Annotated in this window: 17 protein-coding genes; 11 read left to right on the forward strand and 6 right to left on the reverse strand. The window is 74.4% G+C overall.

The annotated features are described in order from the left end of the window. Positions 1-121: 121 nt before the first annotated feature. Both ACZ56B_RS27985 and ACZ56B_RS27990 read right to left on the reverse strand, forming a co-directional pair. Positions 122-847 carry a glycerophosphodiester phosphodiesterase gene (locus ACZ56B_RS27985; protein ID WP_468796340.1) on the reverse strand — a complete coding sequence of 242 codons (726 nt, stop codon included), beginning with the start codon at positions 845-847 and terminating at the stop codon, positions 122-124. A 20-nt stretch (positions 848-867) separates the two neighbouring features. Continuing rightward, positions 868-1935: an adenosine deaminase gene (locus ACZ56B_RS27990; RefSeq protein WP_468796342.1), complete on the reverse strand. Its 1068-nt coding sequence runs from the start codon at positions 1933-1935 to the stop codon at positions 868-870. Positions 1936-2100: 165 nt separating this feature from the next. Between ACZ56B_RS27990 and ACZ56B_RS27995 the strand changes: the two genes are divergently transcribed. Together ACZ56B_RS27995 and ACZ56B_RS28000 are read left to right on the forward strand one after the other, a co-directional pair. After that, a complete protein-coding gene (locus ACZ56B_RS27995; protein WP_468796344.1) occupies positions 2101-2799 on the forward strand; it encodes a DUF4190 domain-containing protein in 699 nt (232 codons plus the stop codon). 268 nt (positions 2800-3067) lie between these two features. Further along, on the forward strand, positions 3068-3586 hold the full coding sequence (locus ACZ56B_RS28000; protein WP_468796346.1) for a DUF4190 domain-containing protein: 519 nt from the start codon (positions 3068-3070) through the stop codon (positions 3584-3586). A 97-nt stretch (positions 3587-3683) separates the two neighbouring features. Here the strand turns inward: ACZ56B_RS28000 and ACZ56B_RS28005 are convergent, their stop codons facing one another. Continuing rightward, positions 3684-4277: an NADAR family protein gene (locus ACZ56B_RS28005; RefSeq protein ID WP_468796348.1), complete on the reverse strand. Its 594-nt coding sequence runs from the start codon at positions 4275-4277 to the stop codon at positions 3684-3686. Between the two features lie 219 nt (positions 4278-4496). Here ACZ56B_RS28005 and ACZ56B_RS28010 point away from each other — a divergent pair, with 219 nt between their 5' ends. Genes ACZ56B_RS28010 through ACZ56B_RS28035 form a run of 6 tightly spaced genes read left to right on the forward strand, consistent with a single transcriptional unit; the run spans position 4497 to position 11700 of the window. Continuing rightward, positions 4497-6032, forward strand: a complete 1536-nt coding sequence (locus ACZ56B_RS28010; protein ID WP_468796350.1) for a gamma-aminobutyraldehyde dehydrogenase — start codon at positions 4497-4499, stop codon at positions 6030-6032. A gap of 50 nt (positions 6033-6082) precedes the next feature. Continuing rightward, positions 6083-7330 (forward strand): polyamine ABC transporter substrate-binding protein, encoded by a 1248-nt coding sequence (locus ACZ56B_RS28015; protein WP_468796352.1) that lies wholly within the window; start codon positions 6083-6085, stop codon positions 7328-7330. Between the two features lie 4 nt (positions 7331-7334). Then, positions 7335-8510, forward strand: coding sequence for an ABC transporter ATP-binding protein (locus tag ACZ56B_RS28020; RefSeq protein WP_468796354.1), 1176 nt, complete (start codon positions 7335-7337; stop codon positions 8508-8510). After that, on the forward strand, positions 8510-9433 hold the full coding sequence (locus tag ACZ56B_RS28025; protein ID WP_468796356.1) for an ABC transporter permease: 924 nt from the start codon (positions 8510-8512) through the stop codon (positions 9431-9433). The genes ACZ56B_RS28020 and ACZ56B_RS28025 overlap by 1 nt, the downstream gene beginning before the upstream one ends. Beyond that, positions 9434-10234 carry an ABC transporter permease gene (locus tag ACZ56B_RS28030; protein ID WP_468796358.1) on the forward strand — a complete coding sequence of 267 codons (801 nt, stop codon included), beginning with the start codon at positions 9434-9436 and terminating at the stop codon, positions 10232-10234. 47 nt (positions 10235-10281) lie between these two features. Next, entirely contained in the window at positions 10282-11700 is a 1419-nt protein-coding gene (locus ACZ56B_RS28035; RefSeq protein WP_468796360.1) for an NAD(P)/FAD-dependent oxidoreductase, read from the forward strand. Between the two features lie 26 nt (positions 11701-11726). Here the strand turns inward: ACZ56B_RS28035 and ACZ56B_RS28040 are convergent, their stop codons facing one another. After that, positions 11727-12377 carry a phosphatase PAP2 family protein gene (locus ACZ56B_RS28040; RefSeq protein WP_468796362.1) on the reverse strand — a complete coding sequence of 217 codons (651 nt, stop codon included), beginning with the start codon at positions 12375-12377 and terminating at the stop codon, positions 11727-11729. A gap of 429 nt (positions 12378-12806) precedes the next feature. Beyond that, entirely contained in the window at positions 12807-14141 is a 1335-nt protein-coding gene (gene gabT / locus ACZ56B_RS28045; protein WP_468796364.1) for a 4-aminobutyrate--2-oxoglutarate transaminase, read from the reverse strand. A 263-nt stretch (positions 14142-14404) separates the two neighbouring features. Here gabT and ACZ56B_RS28050 point away from each other — a divergent pair, with 263 nt between their 5' ends. The 3 genes from ACZ56B_RS28050 to ACZ56B_RS28060 all read left to right on the forward strand — a co-directional run bounded on the left by ACZ56B_RS28050 (position 14405) and on the right by ACZ56B_RS28060 (position 20822). After that, the gene (locus tag ACZ56B_RS28050; protein WP_468796366.1) at positions 14405-16822 is read left to right on the forward strand and encodes an ATP/GTP-binding protein; all 2418 of its coding nucleotides are present in this window, start codon (positions 14405-14407) and stop codon (positions 16820-16822) included. A gap of 678 nt (positions 16823-17500) precedes the next feature. Beyond that, positions 17501-19114, forward strand: coding sequence for a PucR family transcriptional regulator (locus ACZ56B_RS28055; protein ID WP_468796368.1), 1614 nt, complete (start codon positions 17501-17503; stop codon positions 19112-19114). Positions 19115-19376: 262 nt separating this feature from the next. After that, on the forward strand, positions 19377-20822 hold the full coding sequence (locus tag ACZ56B_RS28060; protein ID WP_468796370.1) for an aldehyde dehydrogenase family protein: 1446 nt from the start codon (positions 19377-19379) through the stop codon (positions 20820-20822). Between the two features lie 109 nt (positions 20823-20931). Here the strand turns inward: ACZ56B_RS28060 and ACZ56B_RS28065 are convergent, their stop codons facing one another. After that, positions 20932-23775, reverse strand: a complete 2844-nt coding sequence (locus ACZ56B_RS28065) for a glycoside hydrolase family 3 C-terminal domain-containing protein (protein ID WP_468796372.1) — start codon at positions 23773-23775, stop codon at positions 20932-20934. Positions 23776-23874 lie beyond the last annotated feature (99 nt).

Consider the following 23874-nt stretch of genomic DNA (forward strand, 5'->3'; position numbering starts at 1 on the left):
AGAACCTTTCCGACCGGTTCTGGTGCTGACAGACGCAGAAAAATTGCCTGTCGGTGGTGGGACTGTCTTCGTGGGGACGCGGACTGGGGGGGGGGGGGCGCCCCCCCCCCCCCCGCCCCGCCTACGGCCGTCGCGGTGAAGGGGCCCCGGCCGCCGTGGCCGGCGCGTTCGCGCGCACCGCGCACAGGACGTCGACGCGGTTGGTGGTGATCGAGTCGACGCCCGCGGCCAGCAGCCGGCGCATGGCGCGGCGGGTGTCCGGGGTCCAGACGGACAGCAGGTGGCCGCCGCGGTGGACGCGCTCGGCGAGGGCCCGGTCCACCAGGCTGAAGCGGTAGTTCAGCCAGCGGGGGCGGACCGCCTCCAGCAGGCCGGCGCGCGGCGGGGCCAGCGTGGTCCGGGTGAGGGCGATCTCGGCGGACGGGTCCGCCGCGCGGAGCGCGAGCATGGCGGGGGCGCCCGCGCAGTAGTAGACGCGGTCCCGGGCGCCGCTCTCGCGCACGGCGTCCACGACCCGGCGCGCGGCACGGACGTCCGGCGTGCCGGGCAGGTCGATCATCACCCGGCCGCCGTCCGCGGCCGCCAGCGCGTCGGAGAGGGCGGGCACCCCGCCGCCCGTGAGGTCGCGGACCTCGTCCCACGCCAGGGACCGCAGCGGGCGGTCGTGCCCCCACAGGCGCAGGAGCGTCTCGTCGTGCAGCAGCACCGGTACGCCGTCGCGGGTGAGGCGTACGTCCACCTCGACCGCGTCCGCGCCCCGCCGGAGCGCGGACCGCAGCGAGGCGAGCGTGTTCTCGCGGACGCGGTACGGGTCGCCGCGGTGGGCCACGACGGTCACGTTCTGCACGGCGGTCCTCCGCGGGGCGGTCAGGAGGAGAGCCAGGACGCGGTGTGGGCGTCGATCTCGGCGGCCAGCCGGGCCTTGCCCGCCCGGTCCATGAAGGACGCCTCGACCGCGTTCTTCGCCAGGTCGGCCAGACCCCGCTCGTCCAGGCCGAGCAGCCGTGCGGCGACCTCGTACTCGGTGTTGAGGTCGGTGCCGAACATCGGCGGGTCGTCGGAGTTGATCGTGACCAGGACGCCGGCCCGCACGAACTCCTTGACCGGGTGCTCGTCGAGGGTGGCGACCGCGCGGGTGGCGATGTTGGAGGTGGGGCACACCTCCAGGGCGATGCGCCGCTCGGCCAGGTGCCGGAGCAGCTCCGGGTCCCGGGCGGAGCTGGTGCCGTGCCCGATCCGCTCGGCCCGCAGCTCGTTCAGCGCGTCCCACACCGTCTCCGGGCCGGTGGTCTCGCCGGCGTGCGGGACCGAGTGCAGCCCGGCGGCGATCGCCCGGTCGAAGTACGGCTTGAACTGCGGGCGGGGGACGCCGGCCTCGGGGCCGCCGAGTCCGAAGGAGACCAGGCCCTCCGGGCGCAGCCGGTCGTCGGTGGCGAGCCGCACGGTCTCCTCGGCGGACTCCAGGCCGGCCTCGCCGGGTATGTCGAAGCACCAGCGCAGCACGGTCCCGAACTCGGTCTCGGCCGCCTTGCGGGCGTCCTCGATCGCGTCCATGAAGGCGCGCTCGTCGATGCCGCGGCGGGTGGAGGAGAACGGCGTGACGGTCAGCTCCGCGTACCGCACCTGCTGCCGCGCCAGCTCGCGGGCCACCTCGTAGGTCAGCAGGCGGACGTCGTCGGGGGTGCGGACCAGCTCGACGACGGACAGGTACACCTCGATGAAGTGGGCGAAGTCCGTGAAGGTGAAGTAGTCGGCCAGGGCCTCGGGGTCGGCGGGGACCCTGGAGTCGGGGTGGCGGGCGGCCAGCTCCGAGACGATGCGGGGGGAGGCGGAGCCGACGTGGTGCACGTGCAGTTCGGCCTTGGGCAGTCCGGCGATGAAGGCGCGCAGGTCGCGGCCCTGCCCGGTGGGGGTCGCGTCGGGACGGTCGGTCAAGGTTCCTCCCCGGAACGGTGCCCCGGGCCGCGCGGGCGGCGGGGGCACGGGTGATCGGCTGATCGGTGACTCCGGGTCATCGTAGGCGGTGGGGGAGGGGCCGGTGAGCGGGCCGGGGAGGGGGCCGTAGCATGGCGGGACGATCGACCCAGGGGGGACTTGCAGATGACGGACGCGACGCAGCCGGGTGGGGGCACCCCGGAGGCCGACGACCCCTGGGCCCCGCCGGAGCGGAGGACGTCCCCGCACAAGGACCGGGCGTCCGGCCCCGGGCAGCCCGCGCAGCAGCCGGGCACGTGGCCCGGCGCGGGCGGGCCGTCCGTGCACGACCAGCCCACCATCGCCTCGATGCCGTCCGCCGGCTTCGTCCCGCCCGCCGGGGCCACGCCCCCGGGCGGCACCGCGCCGTTCGACGGCCCGGGCCCCGCGGTGCCCCCGCCGCCCGTCGCCCCCACCGGCCCCGGGGCACCCGGCGGGTACGGCTACCCCGGCTACCCCCCGGGCTACGGCTGGCCCGGCCCGCCGCCGCAGCGGCAGAACGGCATGGGCGTCGCGGCGATGGTGCTCGGCATCCTGGCCTGCTGCCTGTTCTGCTTCTACGGCGTGGTCTCCGTCGTCCTCGGCGTCCTCGCGGTGGTCTTCGGCGTCAAGGGCCGCAAGAACGCCGAGCGGGGGCTGGCCGACAACCACGGGCAGGCCCAGGCCGGCCTGATCATGGGCGTCATCGGCCTCGTCCTCGGCATCGCCGTGATCGTCCTGATCGCGATCGGCATCACGGCCGCGCTCAACTTCGAGGAGGACCTCCAGGAGGAGGACTACTACGGCGCCCACCGCCCGGTCGCCGCCGCCCCCGCCTTCCGCTGAGACGCCCCGAACGCCTCCCGCGGCGGCGGGATCACCAGGGGGTGCCGTCCGGAGCAGGCCGGCTCCGGGAAACGGCGCCCTGCGGCCGGGCCGAGCGGGGTCCGGTGCGCGCGGCCGCACGGCGGAGGGGGCGCCGACGCGACGGGGGTCCCCCGCTCGCGCGAAGCCGGGAGCTCGGGGGAGCGCGTGCCGGACCCCGCGACCCGCGGCAGGACCCGGACGCCACCCCCTAGGATGCGTGGTTCGGTCAACGGAGGGAGATCGTTCCATGTCCGGCAGTCATCCCGCACCCGGTGGATTCGGGCCACCGCCCCAGCCCCCGCAGCAGCCGGCCCCGGGCTACGGTCACCCGCAGCAGCCGGCCCCGGGCTACGGTCACCCGCAGCAGGCGGCCCCGGGCTACGGCCACCCGCAGCCCGGCCCGTCCTACGGCTATCCCCAGGGTCCGGTCCCGCAGGGCATGCCCCCCGCGCCCTACCCGCAGGCGCCCGGCTACGCGATGCCCGTGCAGCCCAGCAACGGCACGGGAACCACCGGACTGGTGCTGGGCATCATCGGCGTGGTCTGCAGCCTGACCTTCTTCCTGTGGTTCTTCGGCGTGATCCTGGGCGTCCTGGGGATCGTCTTCGGAGCCGTCGGCCGGGGGAAGGCGAACCGCGGCGAGGCCACCAACAAGGGGGCGGCGACCGCCGGGCTCGTCTGCGGCATCGTCGCCACCGTGATCCTGCCGCTGCTCGGTCTCCTGCTCTTCGCGAGCATCATGGGCGGCCTCGGCGCCGCGTCCTGAACGGGGCCGCCGGGTCCCGGAGGGCCGGTCCGCGTGGACACCGCGTGCAGGGGCGTCCGCACGCACCGGCCCTCCGCCGCGGCCGGGAGGACGCGCCTCAGCCGCCGCGCAGCCGTCTGCGGGCCTCCATCAGCGCGAACCCCAGCAGGTTCGCCCCCCGCCACCGCTGCGGGTCCGCCGCACGCTCGTCGTCCGCGGCCAGGCCGATGCCCCACACCCGGTCCACCGGGCTCGCCTCGACGAGGACGCGCTCGCCCGTGTTGAGCAGGAAGGTCCGCAGATCCCCGTGGGCCGTGAACTTGTGGACGCCGCCCTCGACGACGACGCGGAACCGCTCCCGCCGCCAGGTCTCCTCGTCGAAGCCCCGCACCAGCCGCCCGGCCTCCTTCGCCCGCGCGGGATGACCCGCGGCGAGCACCCGCCGCTCCGCCTCCGCGTCCGCGAACAGCCGGGCCTTGGCGGCCATCATCCAGTGCTCGGCGGTCGCGTACCGCACGCCCCCCACCGTGAACGGCGACGGCCACCACTGACTCAGGCAGCTCGCCCCGATCCGGCCGCCGGCCGGCGGCCGGTGGCCCCAGAAGTACAGGTACTTGACCCTCTCCCCGGCCCGCACCGCCTCGACCAGCGCTTCCCTGGAGCCGGCCGTCCCCGCCGTCCCGCCCACCGCCACCCCCGTCGATCCCCGCACCGCACGCTCACCGCACGTCCGCCGCACGCGAGTCTGGCACGCACCCTGACACCCCGTCCCGTCCTTTCCGCAGTGACTCGCCACCTGGTCGACAGATTCCGTCGCGTAACCAAAAGGCAACAACGGAATCACTTGTTGGAGTCCGGTCCCTCTGTCAGGATCGGCACTCACATCGAGCTGGAGCCACGCCGCCCCCTCGGGGACACGGAGGAGAGCGACATGCACAACCCGGACAACGCCGCCCCGGAGCGATTCCCCGCCCGGGACCGTTTCGCCGACGGGGTGCAGTTCATCGCGGGACGCATGACGAAGGGGACCTCGGGCCGCACCCACACGGTCGTCGACCCGGCCACCGGTGAGGGCGTCCTCACGTACGAACCGGCCGGCACCGACGACGTGGACGCGGCCGTCGCCGCGGCCCGTGCGGCCTTCCCGGCCTGGGCGGGCGCCACCCCGGGCGAGCGCTCCGACGCCCTGCACCGGTTCGCCGCCGTCGTCGCCGAGCGCGCCGAGGACTTCGCGCGGGCCGAGTCCCTGCAGTGCGGCAAGCCGCTGAAACTGAGCCGCGAGTTCGACGTGCCGGGCACGATCGACAACATCGCCTTCTTCGCGGGCGCCGCCCGCCACCTGGCGGGGCAGTCGGCCGGCGAGTACTCCGGGGACCACACCTCCTACGTCCGCCGCGAGCCCGTCGGCGTCGTGGGCTCCGTCGCGCCCTGGAACTACCCCCTGCAGATGGCCGCCTGGAAGATCCTCCCGGCGATCGCCGCGGGCAACACGATCGTCCTCAAACCCTCCGAGCTCACCCCGCTGACCTCGCTGCTCTTCGCACGGGCCGCCACCGACGCCGGCATCCCGGACGGCGTGGTCAACGTCGTCACCGGGACCGGCGGGGAGGCGGGGGAGCACCTGGTCGGCCACCCCGGCGTGGCCATGGTCTCCTTCACCGGCTCCACCGCCGTCGGCAGGCGCGTCGCCGGGATCGCCACCGCCACCGTCAAGCGCATCCACCTGGAACTCGGCGGCAAGGCGCCCTTCGTCGTCTTCGACGACGCCGACCTCGACGCCGCCGTCAACGGCGCGGTCGCGGGCGCGCTGATCAACACCGGGCAGGACTGCACGGCCGCCACCCGCGCCTACGTGCAGCGCCCGCTCTACGAGGCGTTCGTCGAGCGGACGGCCGCCCTGATGGAGACGGTGCGGCTCGGCGACCCCTTCGCCCCCGGCACCGACCTCGGCCCGCTGGTCTCGCACGCCCAGCGCGACCGCGTGGCCGGCTTCGTCGACCGGGCGCGCGCCCGTGCGCGCGTCGTGACCGGCGGCGAGGCACCCCTGGGCGACCTGGAGAACGGCGCGTACTACCGCCCCACCCTCATCGCCGGCGCCCCGCAGGACAGCGAGGTCGTGCAGTCCGAGATCTTCGGGCCGGTGCTGGTCGTCCTCCCCTTCGACACCGACGACGAGGGCATCGCGCTGGCCAACGACACCCCGTACGGGCTCGCCGCCTCCGCCTGGAGCCGGGACGTGTACCGCGCGGGCCGCGCCACGCGCGAGATCAGGGCGGGATGCGTGTGGATCAACGACCACGTCCCGATCGTCAGCGAGATGCCGCACGGCGGCCACAAGGCGTCCGGCTTCGGCAAGGACATGTCCGCGTACTCCTTCGAGGAGTACACCCAGATCAAGCACGTCATGTTCGACAACACCGCGGTGGCCCGCAAGGACTGGCACCGCACCGTCTTCGGGGACCGATAGCAGCCGGGCCGCCCGACCCGCGGCCCCCCTCCCGAAAGGGCACCACGAGCATGGAGCAGTACGAGCCCGACCGCCTCTCCCCGGCCCGGGCGGCCGCCGTGCGGCGCAGCCTGCGCAACGGCCGGGCGGCCCTGACCCGCCGTTCGCTGCTGCGCGCCTCCGCGGGCGGCGCGCTCGCGGCCGGCGGACTCGGGGCGCTGAGCGGCTGCGGCATCCCCGCGGCCGGCACCACCCGGGGCGGCGTCCCGGCGGAGGACCACTCGCGGAAGGAGAAGACCGTCGCCTTCTCCAACTGGACCGAGTACATGGACGTCGACGACAGCGGGCGCAGGCACCCCACGCTGGAGGCGTTCACCCGGCGCACCGGCATCGAGGTCACGTACACCGAGGACATCAACGACAACACCGAGTTCTTCGGCAAGATCAAGCCGCAGCTCGCCGCGGGCCAGGACACCGGCCGCGACATCATCGTCCTCACCGACTGGCTGGCCGCCCGCCTGATCCGCCTCGGCTGGGTGCAGAAGCTGGATCCCGCCCACCTCCCGCACGCCTTCACCAACCTGTCCGCCCAGTTCCGCAATCCCGACTGGGACCCCGGCCGCGCCTACTCCTACCCCTGGCAGGGCATCTCCACGGTCATCGCCTACAACCGGAAGGCGCTCGACGGCGTCGAGGTGAGCACCCTCTCCGACCTGCTGGACGACCCGGAGCTCAAGGGGCGCGTCGGCCTGCTCACGGAGATGCGCGACACCGTCGGCATGACCCTGCTGGACATGGACAAGGACCCGGCGAAGTTCTCCGCCGACGACTACGACGCGGCGATCGCCCGGCTGCAGAAGGCCGTCGACAAGGGACAGATCCGCCGCTTCACCGGCAACGACTACACCGCCGACCTCACCAAGGGCGACCTCGCCGCCTGCCTGGCCTGGGCCGGTGACGTCGTCCAGCTCAAGGCGGACAACCCGGACATCGAGTTCCTGATCCCCGACAGCGGCTACCTGACGTCCAGCGACAACCTGCTGGTCCCCAACAAGGCCCGGCACAAGGAGAACGCCGAGCGGCTGATCGACTACTACTTCGAGCCGCAGCCGGCCGCCGAGCTCGCCGCCTACATCAACTTCGTCTGTCCCGTCGACGGAGTGAAGGACGAGCTCGCGAAGATCGACGAGGACGCGGCGAACAACCCGCTGATCCTCCCCGACAAGGCCATGCAGGCCAAGTCCCGTGCCTTCCGCTCCCTGAGTTCCGAGGAAGAGACGGCATTCGAAGAGAAGTTCGCGAAGCTCACCGGGGCGTGACGAGATGAAGACGACCGAAGACACCACCACGGCCGGCCGCGGCGGCGGGGACGTCCGCCTCAGCGCCATCAGCAAGGCCTACGGCTCCTTCAGCGCCGTGCACCCCCTCGACCTCACCGTGCCGGAAGGTTCCTTCTTCGCCCTGCTCGGCGCGTCCGGCTGCGGCAAGACCACCACCCTGCGGATGATCGCCGGCCTGGAGCAGCCGACCTCCGGCACCGTCCACCTCGGCGACCAGGACGTCACCGGGCTGCCGCCGTACAAACGGCCGGTGAACACGGTCTTCCAGTCCTACGCCCTCTTCCCGCACCTCGACATCTTCGAGAACGTCGCCTTCGGTCTGCGCCGGCGCGGCATCAGAAGCGTGAAGAAGCAGGTCGAGGAGATGCTGGAGCTGGTCCAGCTCGGCGAGCAGGCGAGGAGGAAGCCGCACCAGCTCTCCGGCGGCCAGCAGCAGCGCGTCGCGGTGGCCCGCGCGCTGATCAACCACCCCAGGGTGCTGCTGCTGGACGAACCGCTGGGCGCCCTGGACCTGAAGCTGCGCCGCCAGATGCAGCTGGAGCTCAAGCGCATCCAGACCGAGGTCGGCATCACCTTCGTGCACGTCACGCACGACCAGGAGGAGGCCATGACCATGGCCGACACGGTCGCCGTGATGAACGCCGGCCGGGTCGAACAGCTCGGCACGCCCGCCGACCTCTACGAGAACCCGCGCACCACCTTCGTCGCCAACTTCCTCGGCACCTCCAACCTCATCGAGGCCGAGGTCGACTCGAGGTCCGGCGGCGAGATCGTGCTGCGGGCGGGCGGCGGCAAGCTGCTGCTGCCCGAGGCGCGCAGCAGCGCGTCCGCGACGACCGGCGGCAAGGTGCTGGTCGGGGTGCGTCCGGAGAAGATCTCCCTCACCCACGCCGACGACGCCGGCGAGATACCCGAGGGCCGCAACCGGATCACCGGCAGGATCGCCGACTCCAGCTTCATCGGCGTCTCCACGCAGTTCGTCGTCGACAGCCCGGTCTGCGCCGACTTCGAGGTCTACGTCCAGAACATCGACCGCGACGCCCGGCTGGCGCCCGGAGCCGAGGTCGTCCTGCACTGGAACCCGGCGCACACCTTCGGCCTGGACGCGGCGCAGGACATCGACGCCGGTGTGGAGACCGTCGAGGAAGAGGTCGCCTGATGGCCGCGGTCACCCAGGCGCCGCCCCTGGCGCCCGCCCCGGAGACGGGACCCCCGCGCAGGCGGGGCCGCTGGACGCCGTACCTGCTCCTGCTGCCCGGTCTGCTGTGGCTGGTGGTGTTCTTCGCGCTGCCGGTGATCTACCAGGCCTCCACCTCCGTGCAGACGGGTTCCCTGGAGGAGGGCTACCGGGTCACCTGGCACGTCGCCACCTACTGGGAGGCGCTGTCCGAGTACTGGCCGCAGTTCGTCCGCTCGGTGCTCTACGCGGCCTCCGCGACCGTGCTGTGCCTGCTGCTCGGCTACCCGCTGGCGTACCTGATCGCCTTCCGCGCGGGACGCTGGCGGAACCTGCTCATGGTCCTGGTGATCGCGCCGTTCTTCACCAGCTTCCTGATCCGCACCCTCGCCTGGAAGACGATCCTCGCCGACGGCGGCCCGGTGGTCGGCGCCCTGGACGCCCTGCACGTCCTGGACGTCACCAACCTGCTCGGCTGGACCGCCGGCGACCGGGTGCTCGCCACCCCGCTCGCGGTCGTCTGCGGCCTGACGTACAACTTCCTGCCGTTCATGATCCTGCCGCTCTACACCTCCCTGGAGCGCATCGACCCGCGCCTGCACGAGGCGGCGAACGACCTGTACGCCAGGCCCTCGACCACCTTCCGCAGGGTCACCCTCCCGCTGTCGATGCCGGGCGTGGTCTCCGGCACGCTGCTGACCTTCATCCCGGCGTCCGGCGACTACATCAACGCGGACCTGCTCGGCTCCACCGACACCCGCATGGTCGGCAACGTGATCCAGACGCAGTTCCTGCGGATCCTCGACTACCCGACGGCCGCGGCGCTCTCGTTCATCCTGATGGCCGCGATCCTCTTCATGGTCACGTTCTACATCCGCAAGTCCGGCACGGAGGATCTGGTTTAAATGGCCTTCGCCAACTGGCTCAGGCGCCACCTCGTCGTCATCGCGGGACTGCTGACGCTCGCGTACCTCCTCCTGCCGAACGTCGTCGTCACCGTGTTCTCCTTCAACAACCCGAAGGGGCGCTTCAACTACGAGTGGCAGGAGTTCTCCACGGAGGCGTGGAGGGACCCCTGCGGTGTCTCCGGGCTGTGCGGCTCGCTGTCGCTCAGCCTCCAGATCGCGCTGTGGGCGATGCTCGGCGCCACCCTGCTCGGCACGATGATCGCCTTCGCGCTGGCCCGCTACCGCTTCCGCGCCCGCTCCGCCGTGAACTCGCTGATCTTCCTGCCGATGGCGATGCCCGAGGTGGTCATGGCGGCCTCGCTGCTCACCCTGTTCCTCAACATGGGCGTGCACCTCGGCTTCTGGACGATCCTGATCGCCCACGTCATGTTCTGCCTCAGCTTCGTCGTGGTCGCCGTCAAGGCGCGCGTGATGTCCATGGACCCGCGGCTGGAGCAGGCCGCCCAGGACCTGTACGCCGGCCCGTTCCAGACGTTCCTCCGGGTCACGCTGCCGATCGCGGCGCCCGGCATCGCGGCGGGCGCGCTGCTCGCCTTCGCGCTCTCCTTCGACGACTTCATCATCACCAACTTCAACGCCGGCTCGACCGTCACCTTCCCGATGTTCGTCTGGGGCTCCGCCCAGCGAGGAACGCCCGTGCAGATCAACGTCATCGGCACGGCCATGTTCGTCGTCGCCGTCCTGCTGGTGCTGGTCTCGACGACGATCGGGAACCGGCGCGGGCGGCAGAGGTCCTAGGAACCCCGGGAAAAGGAAACCGCAGTCCCCCGTAGGGAGTTGAAATCATGGCCCCGAGCGCCATGAGCCGTTGGACGAGATCCCTCGCCGAGGTCCGGCCGGTGTCCTACTGGCTGGACGACCCCGGCAGGCCCGACCCCGAACCCGCCCTCACCGGCGCCGAGACCTGCGACCTGCTGGTCGTCGGCGGCGGCTACAGCGGTCTGTGGACCGCGCTGATCGCGAAGGAACGCGACCCCGGGCGGGACGTGGTGCTGGTGGAGGGCCGCGAGGTGGGCTGGGCCGCCTCGGGCCGCAACGGCGGGTTCTGCGCCGCCTCCCTCACCCACGGCCTGCCCAACGGACTCACCCGCTGGCCGGGCGAGATCCACCGGCTCCAGGAGCTGGGCGCCCGCAACCTCGACGCCATCGAGGAGACGGTCGCCCGCCACTCCATCGACTGCGACTTCGAACGCACCGGCGAGATCGACGTCGCCACCGAGGCCCACCAGGTCCGGGAGCTGCGCGACTGGCACCGCAGGATCGAACGCGCGGGCCTCGCCGGGGACATCGAGTTCCTGGACGCCGACGCGGTGCGGGAACAGGTGGACTCCCCGACCTTCCGGGCGGGCCTGTGGGACCGGCGGGGCGTGGCGATGCTCCACCCGGCCAAGCTCGCCTGGGGCCTGAAGCGGGCCTGCCTCGACCTCGGCGTGCGCGTCCACGAGCACACCCCCGCCCTCACCCTGAAGCGGTACGGCGCCGGCATGGCCGTCCGCACCCCCTACGGGCACGTCCGCGCCCGCCGGGTGGCCCTCGGCACCAACGTCTTCCCCAGCCTGGTCAGACGGGTCCGCCCCTACACCGTCCCGGTCTACGACTACGCCCTGATGACCGAGCCGCTCACCCCCGGCCGGCTGGCGTCGATCGGCTGGAGGAACCGCCAGGGCCTCGGCGACAGCGCCAACCGGTTCCACTACTTCCGGCTCTCCGCCGACCACCGCATCCTGTGGGGCGGCTACGACGCGGTCTACCCGTACGGCGGCCGGGTGCGCGCCGAGCACGACGACCGGCCGGAGACCTACGCCAGGCTCGCCGGGCACTTCTTCACCTGCTTCCCGCAGCTGGAGGGCGTCCGCTTCACCCACGCCTGGGGCGGCGCGATCGACACCTGCTCCCGCTTCTCGGCGTTCTTCGGCACGGCGCACGCGGGGCGGGTGGCGTACGCGGCGGGCTACACGGGGCTCGGGGTGGGCGCCACCCGCTTCGGGGCCGAGGTCATGCTGGACCTGCTGGCGGGGGAGCGGACCGAGCGCACGGAACTGGAGATGGTGCGCACCAAGCCGCTGCCGTTCCCGCCGGAGCCGCTGGCGTGGACCGGCATCGCGCTCACCAAGTGGTCACTGGCCCGGGCCGACGCGCACGGCGGGCGCCGCAACCTGTGGCTGCGGACGATGGACCGGCTGGGGCTGGGCTTCGACAGCTGAACCGGCGGCCGGGGCCGCCCGGGCGGTCAGCCGGGACGGCCGGCCGGGACCGGCCCGGCCGCCGGGGCGCCGGCGGACCCGCCCGGGCCGCTCCGGACGGCCAGCCGCCACAGGCAGACCAGCAGCACCGCCCCCAGGCACCAGCCGGCCACCACGTCCAGCGGCCAGTGGTAGCCCCGGCGCACCAGCCCGTAGGAGGCGCCGGCGACGAGGACGCAGCAGAGCAGGACGAGCACGCGCCGGGCCGCCGCCGAGCGCAGCAGCGGGAGGAGCAGCAGCGTCGCCGCCCCGTACGCCACGACGGCGGTCACGGTGTGGCCGGAGGGGTAGTAGCCGACCGCCGGGGGCACGGCCGGGGTGCCGGGGCGGTCGGTCCACTCCTTCAGGGGCACGACCAGCACCGGTACCAGGGCCATCGCCGCGGCCCCGGCGGCGGGCGGCAGCCACCAGCGGTCCGCGCCCTCGGCCCGCCCCCGCCACGCGGCACGCGCCAGCGCGACCGCCAGGACCGGCACGGCCACCTGGACGTTGCCGAGGTCGGCGAGCAGCTCGGAGGCCCGGTCCGGACGGATCAGGACCTCGCTCAGCCGCTCGTCGAGGCCCACCAGCGGGCCGTCGGCGACCACCTGCCAGGTGATCAGCGCGAAGAGGAGGGCGGGCGGTCCGAGCAGCAGCATGGCGCACAGCTTCGCAGGCGGGGGCGGTGCGGCGCACCGAAGGGCCGGCGCAAGGGGGGGTGTGCGCCGGCCCTTCGGGAACGGCGTGCCGACGGTGATGCCCGGGCGGCCGTCCGGACCGGAACGTCGCGCGCCCCGGGGGGTCTGGGGCGGGCGACCGTCCGATCGTGAGGAGACCCGGAGCCCTCGGGGCTCCGGTTGTGTGCGCGAGGGCACGACCAGGTCGAAGCTGGGGAGGCCTCGGCCCGTGCCGCCCACAGTCCCCTGTGGGCGGGTGTATCTCTCATCCCGGTAGAACCTACGGCAGGGGGCGGGCCCGCGACAGGGGCGACGGGCCTCTGCCATCCACCCCGCACACGTTCTTCACACGCTCTGCGGTTCCGCCCCGGCCCGTCGGGACCGGGGCGGCCCACCTGCTCCGATGCCGGTTCAGATGCGGGCGAACGCCTGCTCGATGATGTCCAGGCCCTCGGTCAGCAGGTCCTCGCCGATGACCAGCGGGGGCAGGAAGCGCAGCACGTTGCCGTAGGTGCCACAGGTCAGGACCAGCAGGCCCTCCTGGTGGCAGGCCTTGGCCAGGGCCGCGGTCGCCTCCGGGTTCGGCTCCTTGGTGGCGCGGTCCTTGACCAGCTCGACGGCGATCATCGCGCCCCGGCCGCGGACGTCCCCGATGACGTCGAACTTCTCCTGCATCGCGGTGAGGCGGCCCTTCATGACCTCCTCGATCCGCTTCGCCCGGGCGTTGAGGTCGAGCTCCTTCATCGTCTCGATCGCGCCGAGCGCGCCCGCGCAGGCCACCGGGTTGCCGCCGTAGGTGCCGCCCAGGCCGCCCGCGTGCGCGGCGTCCATGATCTCCGCGCGGCCGGTCACCGCGGCCAGCGGCAGACCGCCCGCGATGCCCTTGGCGGTGGTGATCAGGTCCGGGACGATGCCCTCGTCCTCGCAGGCGAACCACTGGCCGGTGCGGCAGAAGCCGGACTGGATCTCGTCGGCGACGAAGACGATGCCGTTGGCCGCGGCGAACTCGCTGATCGCGGGCAGGAAGCCCTTGGCCGGCTCGATGAAGCCGCCCTCGCCGAGCACCGGCTCGATGACGATCGCGGCCACGTTCTCGGCCCCGACCTGCTTGGAGATCTGGTCGATGGCCTGCGCGGCGGCCTCCGGACCGGCGTTCTCCGGGCCGGTCGGCCAGCGGTAGGCGTAGGCCACCGGCACGCGGTACACCTCGGGCGCGAACGGGCCGAAGCCGTGCTTGTACGGCATGTTCTTCGCGGTCAGCGCCATGGTGAGGTTGGTGCGGCCGTGGTAGCCGTGGTCGAAGACGACGACCGCCTGCCGCTTGGTGTACGCGCGCGCGATCTTGACGGCGTTCTCGACGGCCTCGGCGCCGCTGTTGAACAGCGCCGACTTCTTGGCGTGGTCGCCCGGCGTCAGCTCGGCGAGCGCCTCGGCGACGGCCACGTACCCCTCGTACGGCGTGACCATGAAACAGGTGTGCGTGAAGTCGGCGAGCTGGGCGGAGGCGCGGCGGACGACGGCCTCGGCGGAGGCGCCGACGGAGGTCACGGCGATGCCCGAGCCGAAGTCGATGATGCGGTTGCCGTCGACGTCCTCGAGGATCCCGCCGCCGGCGCGGGTGACGAAGACCGGCAGCGTGGAGCCCACGCCCTGGGCGACCGCGGCGGTGCGGCGGGCCTGCAGCTCCTGCGACTTCGGGCCGGGGATGGCGGTGACGACGCGGCGCTCCTGCGGAAGTGCGGTCATGCGGGACTCCTGGGGGGTGTAACGGACGCTTTTCCGGTCTTTTCCCGCAGGTTAGGACGGCCGGAGGGGGCTGGGCATGCTCCATGTGGGCGTTGTCCGGGGGGCCGGGTTGTCCGCGGTGGACATGGCGTCGGTGCGGCTTCGGCACGGGGGCGGGATCCCGCCGTGGCCGGACCCGGCCGCGCGATCGGTGAACTCGCCCTGCCGGGGCGTTAGATTGGCTCGCTGACGGTGGACGGATCGGCTGGTCAGGGGGCAGGGCGATGGACGGCGACGGGACCCGGGAGACGCGGGACGAGCACGCGGATCCCGTACCACGCCCGGCGGGGCCCCCGCGGGTGCCCGCGGTGCCGCCGCGGCCGGACCGGGCGCCGAAGGCACCACCCGTGCCCGGGCAGGCCCCCCGGTCCCCGTCCGCCGTCGCCGCCTGGCTCGACGAGGAGAGGCCGGCCGCCCGGCCCGGGATCTGGCGGTACGGCTACCGCCCGCCCAGGGCGGTCGCGGAGAGGATCGCCCCGGTGACGGCCGCCGGCATGCTGGTCCCGCTCCTGCTGGCGCTCGCGGTGTGGTCGTTCTGGCGGCGCGGCGCCCTCCCCTACCAGTTCGTCCTCCTGCGGATGTTCACGCCGGACGACTGGTGGTGGGCCGGCACGGTGGCCTCGCCCAGGCTGCTCGAGGGACGGGCGGTGGCGCTCCCGGGGGCGGACGCCCTGGTGGTCTACGACGGCCTCTTCTTCGTCGCCCTGGGCCTCTCGGTGGCCGCGCTCGGCAGCTGGCGCGCCATCGTCCGCCACTACGTGGGCAGCAGGCCCCAGCCGGCCCGCGCCCTGCTCGCCGCCCTGCTCGCCCTGCTCGCCCTCGCCCTGGTCTTCCCCGGCGCCTTCCCGGGCGCCGGATGGTCCGCGGTGCCGGTCGTCGATCCGCTGCTCTCCCTGACCGTGCTGGTCACCGGCAGCTACGACCTGATGAGCTCCCCCCTCTACACCAACACGCTGTACACGGTCGTCGCGCTGCTCGTGGTGTGGCCGTTCGCCCGCCTCGGCGCCTGGTGGCCGTACGCGAAGGAGCGGCTCGCCGCCCGCCGGGCGGGCGCCGAGCCCGGCACCCCCGCGCCCGTGCGCCCCCGCTCCCAGTGGCCCGCCCTCCACGACGCCGGCCAGCACGAGGCCGCCGGGCTGCTCACCGCCGAGGTCGCCGGCGGCCGCATGAACGACGTCGACTGCGCCCGCGTCGAGCACGCCTTCGCCGCCGCCCGGCGCGGCGCGGCGCTGGACGCCTTCCGCGACACCGTCCTGCGCCAGGGCGGCGCGGCCTGGACGCACCCCTCCGGCGCCCGGGACCTGCCGCGCCGGGCCGCCCGCCACGACCTGCTCGCCGGGCAGGTGCGCATCGGCCGCTGGGTGGCGGCCGAGCGCGCCCCGCAGCCGTACCACGACGCCGGGGCGGCCCTCGGCCCGGACGTGCTCGGCACCTCGCTGCTCGCCGTCGGCCCCTCCGGGTCCGGCAAGACCCGCACCCTCGTCGAGCCGGTGACCGAGGCGCTCGCGCTGCAGGCGCTCACCGGGCGCTGCGCCGTCGTCGCCGTCTCCGCCCCCGGGAACCCGCTCGGCGCGGACGGCGCCTTCGACGTGATCGTGCGGATCGGCGACCCCTCCTCGGTGCACGACCTCGACCCGTACGCCGAGTCCGACGATCCGGACGAGGCGGCGGCGATCCTCGCCGAGGCGCTGGTGGGCGACCTCGACACGGTCGGGACGCAGGGCGCCGTCACCGCGCTGGCGCAACTGCTCGGCCCCTTCCGGGCGGTGCGCGGCCGCTTCCCCACCCTGCCGGAGCTGCGCGAGCTGCTGGAGGGCGAGGAGCGGGTCCTGACCCCGCTGCGGGAGGCGCTCGCCGCGGGCGGGGACGACGTCATGCGCCGCGAACTCGACGCGCGGATCCGGCAGACGGGCGCGCCGGGCGACGCGGGCCGGGCCCTGGCCGACCGGCTGGCCCTGCTGGACCGGCCGGTGTTCGCGGGCTTCTTCGGCGGAGGCGGCCCGAGCCGGCCGTTCTCCCTGCGCGCGGTCGCCCACCACCCCCTGCGGGTGCGGATCGACCTGCCCGAGCGCGGCCACGAGGAGGCCGGCCGGCTGATCACCCGGCTGGTCCTCGCACAGTTCCACGCCGTCGTCCGGGAGGGCCGGCGGGCGCACTTCGCCTGCCTGGTCCTGGACGACGCGACGGGCGCGGTCACCGCGGAGTCGGTGCGCCGCATCCAGCGGCTGCGGTCGCAGAACGCGGGCGTGCTGCTCGCCCTGCGCACCCTCGGCGACGTCCCCGAGGCGCTGCACGGCCCGCTCCACGGGGCGGTGGGCTGCCACATGGCCTTCTGCGGCGTCACCACCTGGGACGGCAGCCGGTTCGCGCAGACCTGGGGCACCGCGTGGGTGGAGACGACGGAGGTCGCCAAGCACACGGTCTTCGCCGACCAGCCGATGACCCGGGCCTTCCACGCGCTGCGCAAGCTGGTGACGGGCAAGGCGGTGACGACGGACGCGGTGACGGTGCGGCAGGTCGAACGGGAGCGGTGGTCGGCGTCGGAGCTGGCGCACGCGGTGCCGCCGGGGCACGCGGTGCTGTCCCTGACGACGGTCGGGGGCGAGCACGCGCCGCCGCTGCTGGTGGACCTGCGGGGGTAGGGACCGCGCACCGCCGCGCACCCCGACGGCGCCCCGCCGGTCGTCCGGTGGGCCGCCGCCGGGCCGGGGCGGAACCCCGGCGGGCGCGGTCAGTGACGCCCCGGACGCCCGGGCCGTCGGCCGCGTCCACGGTGAAGGCGAACGAGCCCGCGCGGTCGCCGGACGGCGCGGTGTGGCGGACCGAGCCGTTCTCCAGGGACGGCCCGGCCGGCTCCGCCCCGGTCGCGGCCATGGCGATGCCGCCGGCGGTCACGCCGCCGGTGACGGCCGTGGCGATGAGCGGGGCGAGGGCGGCGCGCTGGGACATGGGAGATCCCCCCGGACGCGTGCGGGAGCGGACGCGATGCGCCCGCGGACGTGGTCGGTGCACCGGGAGGCGCGGAAGAACCGCCGGTGAGGCCCCTGTCCGGCCTCGCTCCCGATGTGATCGAGACCAGGGGCGGGACACGTCGCGGACCTCGCGCCGCCGGACGATCCCCGCGTCTGACCCGAGGGGGAGAACCCCCCTCGGGCCGTCCTCCCCACCCGCGTCCGCGCCCTCGGAGCCAGGCGCGCACGGCGATGCGCCGACCGTACGATGAGGCAGAATCGACACGGGTCGTTCATACGCGACGGCCAAAAGATCACCTCGGTCACCGAACCTCCGCACGTCCCGACGTCCACCGACCTGAAGGCGCCATGCCCCTGACGCTCGCCTCGCTCGTCCACCACTCCGCGCTCAAGCTGGCCGTGCGCGCGGGCGAGGACCGCCTCGACGTGCCGGTCCGCTGGGCGCACGCCAGCGAGCTCGCCGACCCCGTGCCCTACATGGAGGGCGGGGAACTGCTGCTGATCACCGCCCTCAAGCTGGACGCGGAGGACCCGGCGGCGATGCGCCGCTATGTGAAGCGGCTGGTGGCGGCGGGGGTCGTCGGGCTCGGGTTCGCCGTCGGCGTCCACTACGACGACATCCCCGGCGCCCTCGTCGACGCGGCCCGCGAGGAGGGGCTGCCGCTGCTGGAGGTGCCGCGCCGCACCCCCTTCCTCGCGATCAGCAAGGCCGTGTCCGCCGCCATCGCCGCCGACCAGTACCGCGCGGTGACCGCGGGCTTCGCCGCCCAGCGGGAGCTGACCAGGCAGGCGCTGACCGACGGACCGGAGGGGCTGCTGGCCGCGCTCGCCTCCCAGGTCGACGGCTGGGCCGCGCTCTACGACGCCTCCGGCGCGGTCGTCGCGACCGCGCCGGAGTGGGCGGGCCGGCGCGCCGCGCGGCTCACCGCGGACGTGCGGCGGCTGCGGGAGCGGCCCGCGCCCGCCTCCTCCGTCGTGGCCGGGCCGGAGAACGAGGACCGGGTGGAACTGCACTCCCTGGGCACCGGCCGGCGGCCCCGGTCCGCGCTCGCCGTGGGCACGGCCGCGGCCCTCGGCACCGCCGAGCGGTACGCCGTGCACTCCGCCGTCGCCCTGCTCACCCTGACCACGGAACGCTCCCGCTCCCTGCACGCGGCCGAGCAGCGCATCGGCGCCGCCGTGCTGCGCATGCTGCTCGCCGGGGAGCCGGACCACGCCCGCGCGGTGGCCGGGGACCTGTACGGGGACCTCCTGGACGCGCCGTTCCGGCTCATCGTCGCCGAGACCGGGACGGCACCCGCCGCCCGGGAGCGGGGGGAGGTGAACGGCGACGCACTCGGCGCCCTGGCCGAGGCCGCGGAGTTGGCCGCCGCCCGCTCCGGCGAGGCGGTCCTGGTGGTGCCGGAGGGGGAGCGGCTGGTGGTGCTGGCCGCCGACGGGGGCGCCGCCGTGGCGGCCTGCTGCGACCACGCCGCCGCCCGGGAGGCGGTCCGCGCCGGCGAGGGCGCCCGGGCCTCCCGCGCGGGCGCCGACGAGGCGGAACTGGTCATGGGGCTGTCCGCCCCGGCCGGCCCGATCGCCGCGTCCGCCGCCTACAAACAGGCCCAGCAGGCCCTGTCGGTGGCGCGGCGGCGCGGGCGGGTGCTGGTGGAGCACGAGCAGATGGCCGCCGGGTCCGTGCTGCCGCTGCTCGCCGACGACGCGGTCCGGGCGTTCGCGGACGGGCTGCTGCGGGCGCTGCACGAGCACGACGCGACCGGACGCGGCGACCTGGTCGCCTCCCTGCGCGCCTGGCTCTCCCGGCACGGGCAGTGGGACGCGGCGGCGGCCGACCTCGGTGTGCACCGGCACACCCTGCGCTACCGCATGCGCCGGGTCGAGGAGATCCTCGGCCGCTCCCTGGACGACCCGGACGTCCGCATGGAGCTGTGGCTGGCGCTGAAGGCGACAGCCACGGAGTGACCCGGAGCGGCCCGGAGCGCCCGGAGCGATCCGGAGCGATGCGAAGCGACGCGGGGTGGCGCGGGGCGACGGGGAGCAACGGGGCGACGGGGAGTGACGGGGAGCAATCCCGCCGACTCGCCAAAGCGGCGTGCCCGCCCACCCGACTGCTACGACTCGGACAAACGTCCCCCCGTCGTCCCGCCCCTACCGTGAATTTCAGCAATCCATGTACTCACCCCAATGCGGAAGGGCCGGGACTCACATGCCCCAAGAACAGAATGTGGGGGCCACCCACGCCTTCTGGCTCGCCGGCCGCCGGGCCACCGGCGAGGCCGCCTTCGACGTCACCTCCCCGTGGGACGGCCGGACCGTCGGCACGGTGAGCGTGCCCTCCGACGCCCAGGTCGAGGAGGCCGTGGCCGCCGCGTACGCCGTACGGGACGAGTTCGCCGCCACCCCCGCCCACGTCCGTGCCGCCGCCCTGGACCACGTCGGCCGCCGGCTCGCGGAGCGCGCCGAGGAGATCGCCCGGCTGATCTCCGCCGAGAACGGCAAGCCGGTCAAGTGGGCGCGCGGCGAGGTCGGCCGGGCCGTCTCCGTGTTCCGGTTCGCGGCCGAGGAGGCCCGCCGGTTCAACGGCGGCGAGGCCCAGCGGCTCGACACCGACGCCGGCGGCCGGGGCCGGCTCGCCCTCACCCGCCGCTTCCCCAAGGGCGTCGTGCTGGGCATCGCGCCGTTCAACTTCCCGCTGAACCTGTGCGCCCACAAGGTCGCCCCGGCCATCGCCGCCGGTGCGCCGATCATCCTCAAGCCGGCCCCGGCGACCCCGCTGTCCGCGCTGGTCCTCGGCGAGCTGCTGGCCGAGACCGGGCTGCCGGCCGGCTCCTGGAGCGTCCTGCCGGTCCCCAACGACCGCATGCCCGCCCTGGTCCAGGACGAGCGGCTGCCGGTGATCTCCTTCACCGGGTCCGAGAAGGTCGGCTACGCGATCATGGACTCGGTGCCGCGCAAGCACTGCACCCTGGAGCTCGGCGGCAACGGCGCGGCCGTCGTCCTCGCCGACTGGGCGAGCGACGAGGACCTGGAGTGGGCCGCCACCCGCATCGCGACCTTCTCCAACTACCAGGGCGGCCAGTCCTGCATCTCCGTGCAGCGGGTGATCGCCGACGCGTCCGTGTACGACCGGCTGCTGCCGCGCGTCGTCGCCGCCGTCGAGGCCCAGGTCACCGGCGACCCGAACGACGACGCGACCGACGTCGGCCCGCTGGTCAGCGAGGACGCCGCGCGGCGCGTGGAGGCGTGGGTCGACGAGGCCGTCGCCGCGGGCGCGAAGCTCCTCACCGGTGGCAAGCGCGACGGCGCCTCCTACGCGCCGACCGTGCTGACCGACCTGCCGGCCGACACCACGCTGGCCTGCGAGGAGGTCTTCGGGCCGGTCCTCAGCGTGCAGAAGGTGGACGGCGAGGCCGCGGCCTTCGCCGCCGTCAACGACTCCAAGTACGGCCTCCAGGCGGGGGTGTTCACCCACGACCTGCAGACCGCCTTCCGGGCCCACCGCGCCCTGGAGGTGGGCGGTGTGATCATCGGTGACGTGCCCTCCTACCGTGCCGACCAGATGCCGTACGGCGGCGCCAAGCAGTCCGGCGTGGGCCGCGAGGGGGTGCGGTTCGCGATGGAGGACTACACCTACGAGCGGGTGATGGTCCTGACCGGCCTCGACCTCTAGTACGGCCGGTACGGCGACCGGGAGCCGCTCTCCCGCGGATCCCCGGAGGGGCCCGGCACCGAGGACGTCGGTGCCGGGCCCCTCCTTCGTGCCGGCCGCGTCCGGACCCTCAACCGGAGAAGCCGACCCGCGCGAGCCGCAGCGGGCCGCGCAGCGCGAGGCGCACGTCGTGCACGCCGTCCACGGCGGCGGTGACGGGCGCGGTGAGCGTGACGTAGGCGTACGGACCCGGGGTGGGCGCCCCCGGTGACAGCGCGGCGAGCACCGGGCCGCCGTCGAGGGACAGCTCGACCGTGCCCTCGCCGGCCACCTCCACGGTCACCTCCGCCGCGCCGCCGCCGAAGTCGCAGCGGCGGAAGACCAGTTCCCCCTCCTTGCCGTCCACGGGGGTCACCGCGTCACCGGACGTCCTGCTCCGGTCGACGATCTCCGTGCCGCTCTGCTCGTCGAAGCCGGCGGCGTCCAGACCGCGGTCGAGGACGGGGCGCGGGACGGCGGGCTCGCCGTCGAGCTCGACGGTGGCGCGGAGCCGGACGTCCTCGCTGGAGGCGCCGGCCAGCAGCTCGTACGGGCCCGGCTCGACGCGCCACCGGTCCACGGCGACGTCCCAGAACGCGAAGGCGGACAAGGGGACGTCGAAGGAGAGCTCAGCCGTCTCCCCGGGCGCCAGGCGCACCCGCCGGTGCGCCACCAGCTCACGCCGCGGACGCGGGACCGACGCCTGGACGGCGCGCGTGTAGAGCTGGGCCACCTCGTCGGCGGTGACGGACCCGGTGTTGGTGACCGTGAAGGAGACGCGCACCGCCGCCGCGCCGACGCGGGCCGTCAGCCCCCCGTAGGAGAAGGACGCGTAGGACAGGCCGTGCCCGAAGGGGAACAGCGGCGTGCCCTCGAAGTAGAGGTAGGTCTGGCGGCCGCCGATCACGTCGTAGTCGAGGAGGTCCGGCAGGTCGGCGTCGTCGGCGTACCAGGTCTGGGGCAGCCGGCCGGCGGGGGAGACGTCGCCGGCGAGCACCCGGGCCAGGGCGGTGCCCGCGGCCTGTCCGCCGTGCGCGGTCCACAGCACCGCCGGCAGGTCCGCCGGGTCGACCGCGTACGGATAGGAGGAGACCAGCGCCAGCACCGTGTCCGGGTTCGCGGCGCGGGCGGCGCGCAGCAGCCCCTCCTGCTGGGCGGGCAGCCGCAGCGTGGTGCGGTCCTCGGTCTCGCGCCCGTTGATGTGCGGGTCGTTGCCCGCGACCACGACGACCACGTCGGCCCGGGCCGCGGCCCGGGCGACCGCGTCCGCGCCGCGCTCGGTGACGACCAGCTCGAAGACCTCGGGGTCCTCCTCGGCAACCTTCACGCCGTCGGCGGCGACCTGCACGTGACGTCCTGTCCCCAGGTGCCGGAGGAGGTGGCCGTTCCCGTGCGGTTCCAGACGGAACGTCTCCCGGACGACCCAGCCGCCCGGCTGGTCGGCGGAGGCGCGGAGGTACCCGTCCCCGGCGACGGAGAGGTAGCGGCCGTCGGGGGCGCGCAGCGTGAGCACGCCCGCGCCCCAGTCGACCAGGGCGAGTTCGGTGCCGGCCGGGCTGGTGGCGAGCGGGGGGAGGTCGGTGCGGCCGGCGAGCAGCGCGGGGTCGAGGGCGCCCTCGGCGCCGCGCGCCTCCTCGACGGTCTCGGGGGCGGGCGGGACGTGCAGGAACGCACCGGAGGCCGTCCGCAGCAGGACGCGGTCCACGCCCTCGGCGAACTCCACGCGCTCCGCGCCGAAGCGCTCGTGGAGCCCTTCCAGCGGAGTGGAGCGGTGGAGGAGGGCGCCGCTGTACCAGTCGAGCTTGCACTCGTCGGCGAGCAGGCCGACGACCGCGATCCGGGCGCCGGGGGAGAGCGGCAGCAGACCGTCGTTCTTGAGCAGCACGACCGCCTGTTCGGCGGCCTCCCGCGCGAGGGCCCGGTGCTCCGGGGAGTCGAAGGCCCGGTCCCCGGCGTACGGGTCCGCGCCCGGGTCGAACTCGCCGAGCCGGAAGCGCACCGAGAGCTGGCGGCGGACGGCCGTGTCGACGTCGTCCTCCGTCAGCAGGCCTTGTGCCAGGGCCCCCTCGACGCGCGCGGCGATCTTCGAGCCGTCCGTGCCGTGGTCGGTGAAGCTGTCCACCCCGGCGCGCAGGGCCGCCGCGACGGCCTCCTCGTGCGTGTCGAAGTAGTGCTCGGAGTCGACCAGGTTGGACGGCGCGCCCGCGTCCGAGCAGACCAGCAGGTCCTGGTCGGTCCAGGTGCGCAACTGCTCGCCCAGGTACGGCGAGACGTGGTTGGGGCGGCCGTTGACCAGGTTGTACGCCGGCATCACCCCGGCCACCGCGCCCGCCTCGACGGCCTCGCGGAAGGCGCGCAGGTCGTACTCGTGCAGCACGCGCGGCCGGACCGAGCTGGAGGAGGTGTCGCGGGCGGTCTCGTTGTTGTGCGCGAGCCAGTGCTTCAGGACGGGGGCCGTGCGCCAGTACACCGGATGGCCGCCGCGCAGGCCGCGGGTGTAGGCGGTGGCGATCGCGGAGGTGAGCTTCGGATCCTCCGCGTACCCCTCCTCGTTGCGGCCCCACAGGGGGTGGCGCAGCAGGTTGACCGTCGGGGCCCAGACGTTGAGGCCGACGCGCTCGTCCCGGGCGCGCATCGCGCGGGCCTCCTCCGACACCGCCTCGCCCACCCGGCGCACCAGTTCCGGGTTCCAGGTCGCGCCCAGCCCGACGGCCTGCGGGAACACCGTCGCCGGGCCCATCCAGGCGACCCCGTGCAGGGCCTCCTGGCCGGTGCGGAAGGCGGCGACGCCCAGGCGCTCGACGGCGGGGGCGAACTGGTGCAGGAATCCGGTCTTCTCGTCGAGCGTGAGCCGCGACAGGAGGTCGTCGATGCGCTTCGCGACCGGCAGGCGCGGATCGCGGAAAGGCGGCGTGGGCGGCGGGGGTGCGGTCACGTGGGGTTCTCCTCGGGAGGGAGCGACGAGGCGCTTTCGAAGCGCTTCGATGCTCATTCCGAGCGAGGGCGGATGTCAAGGGACCGGGGTGCGGGGGAT

This window comes from Streptomyces sp. NPDC034670, assembly GCF_055574875.1.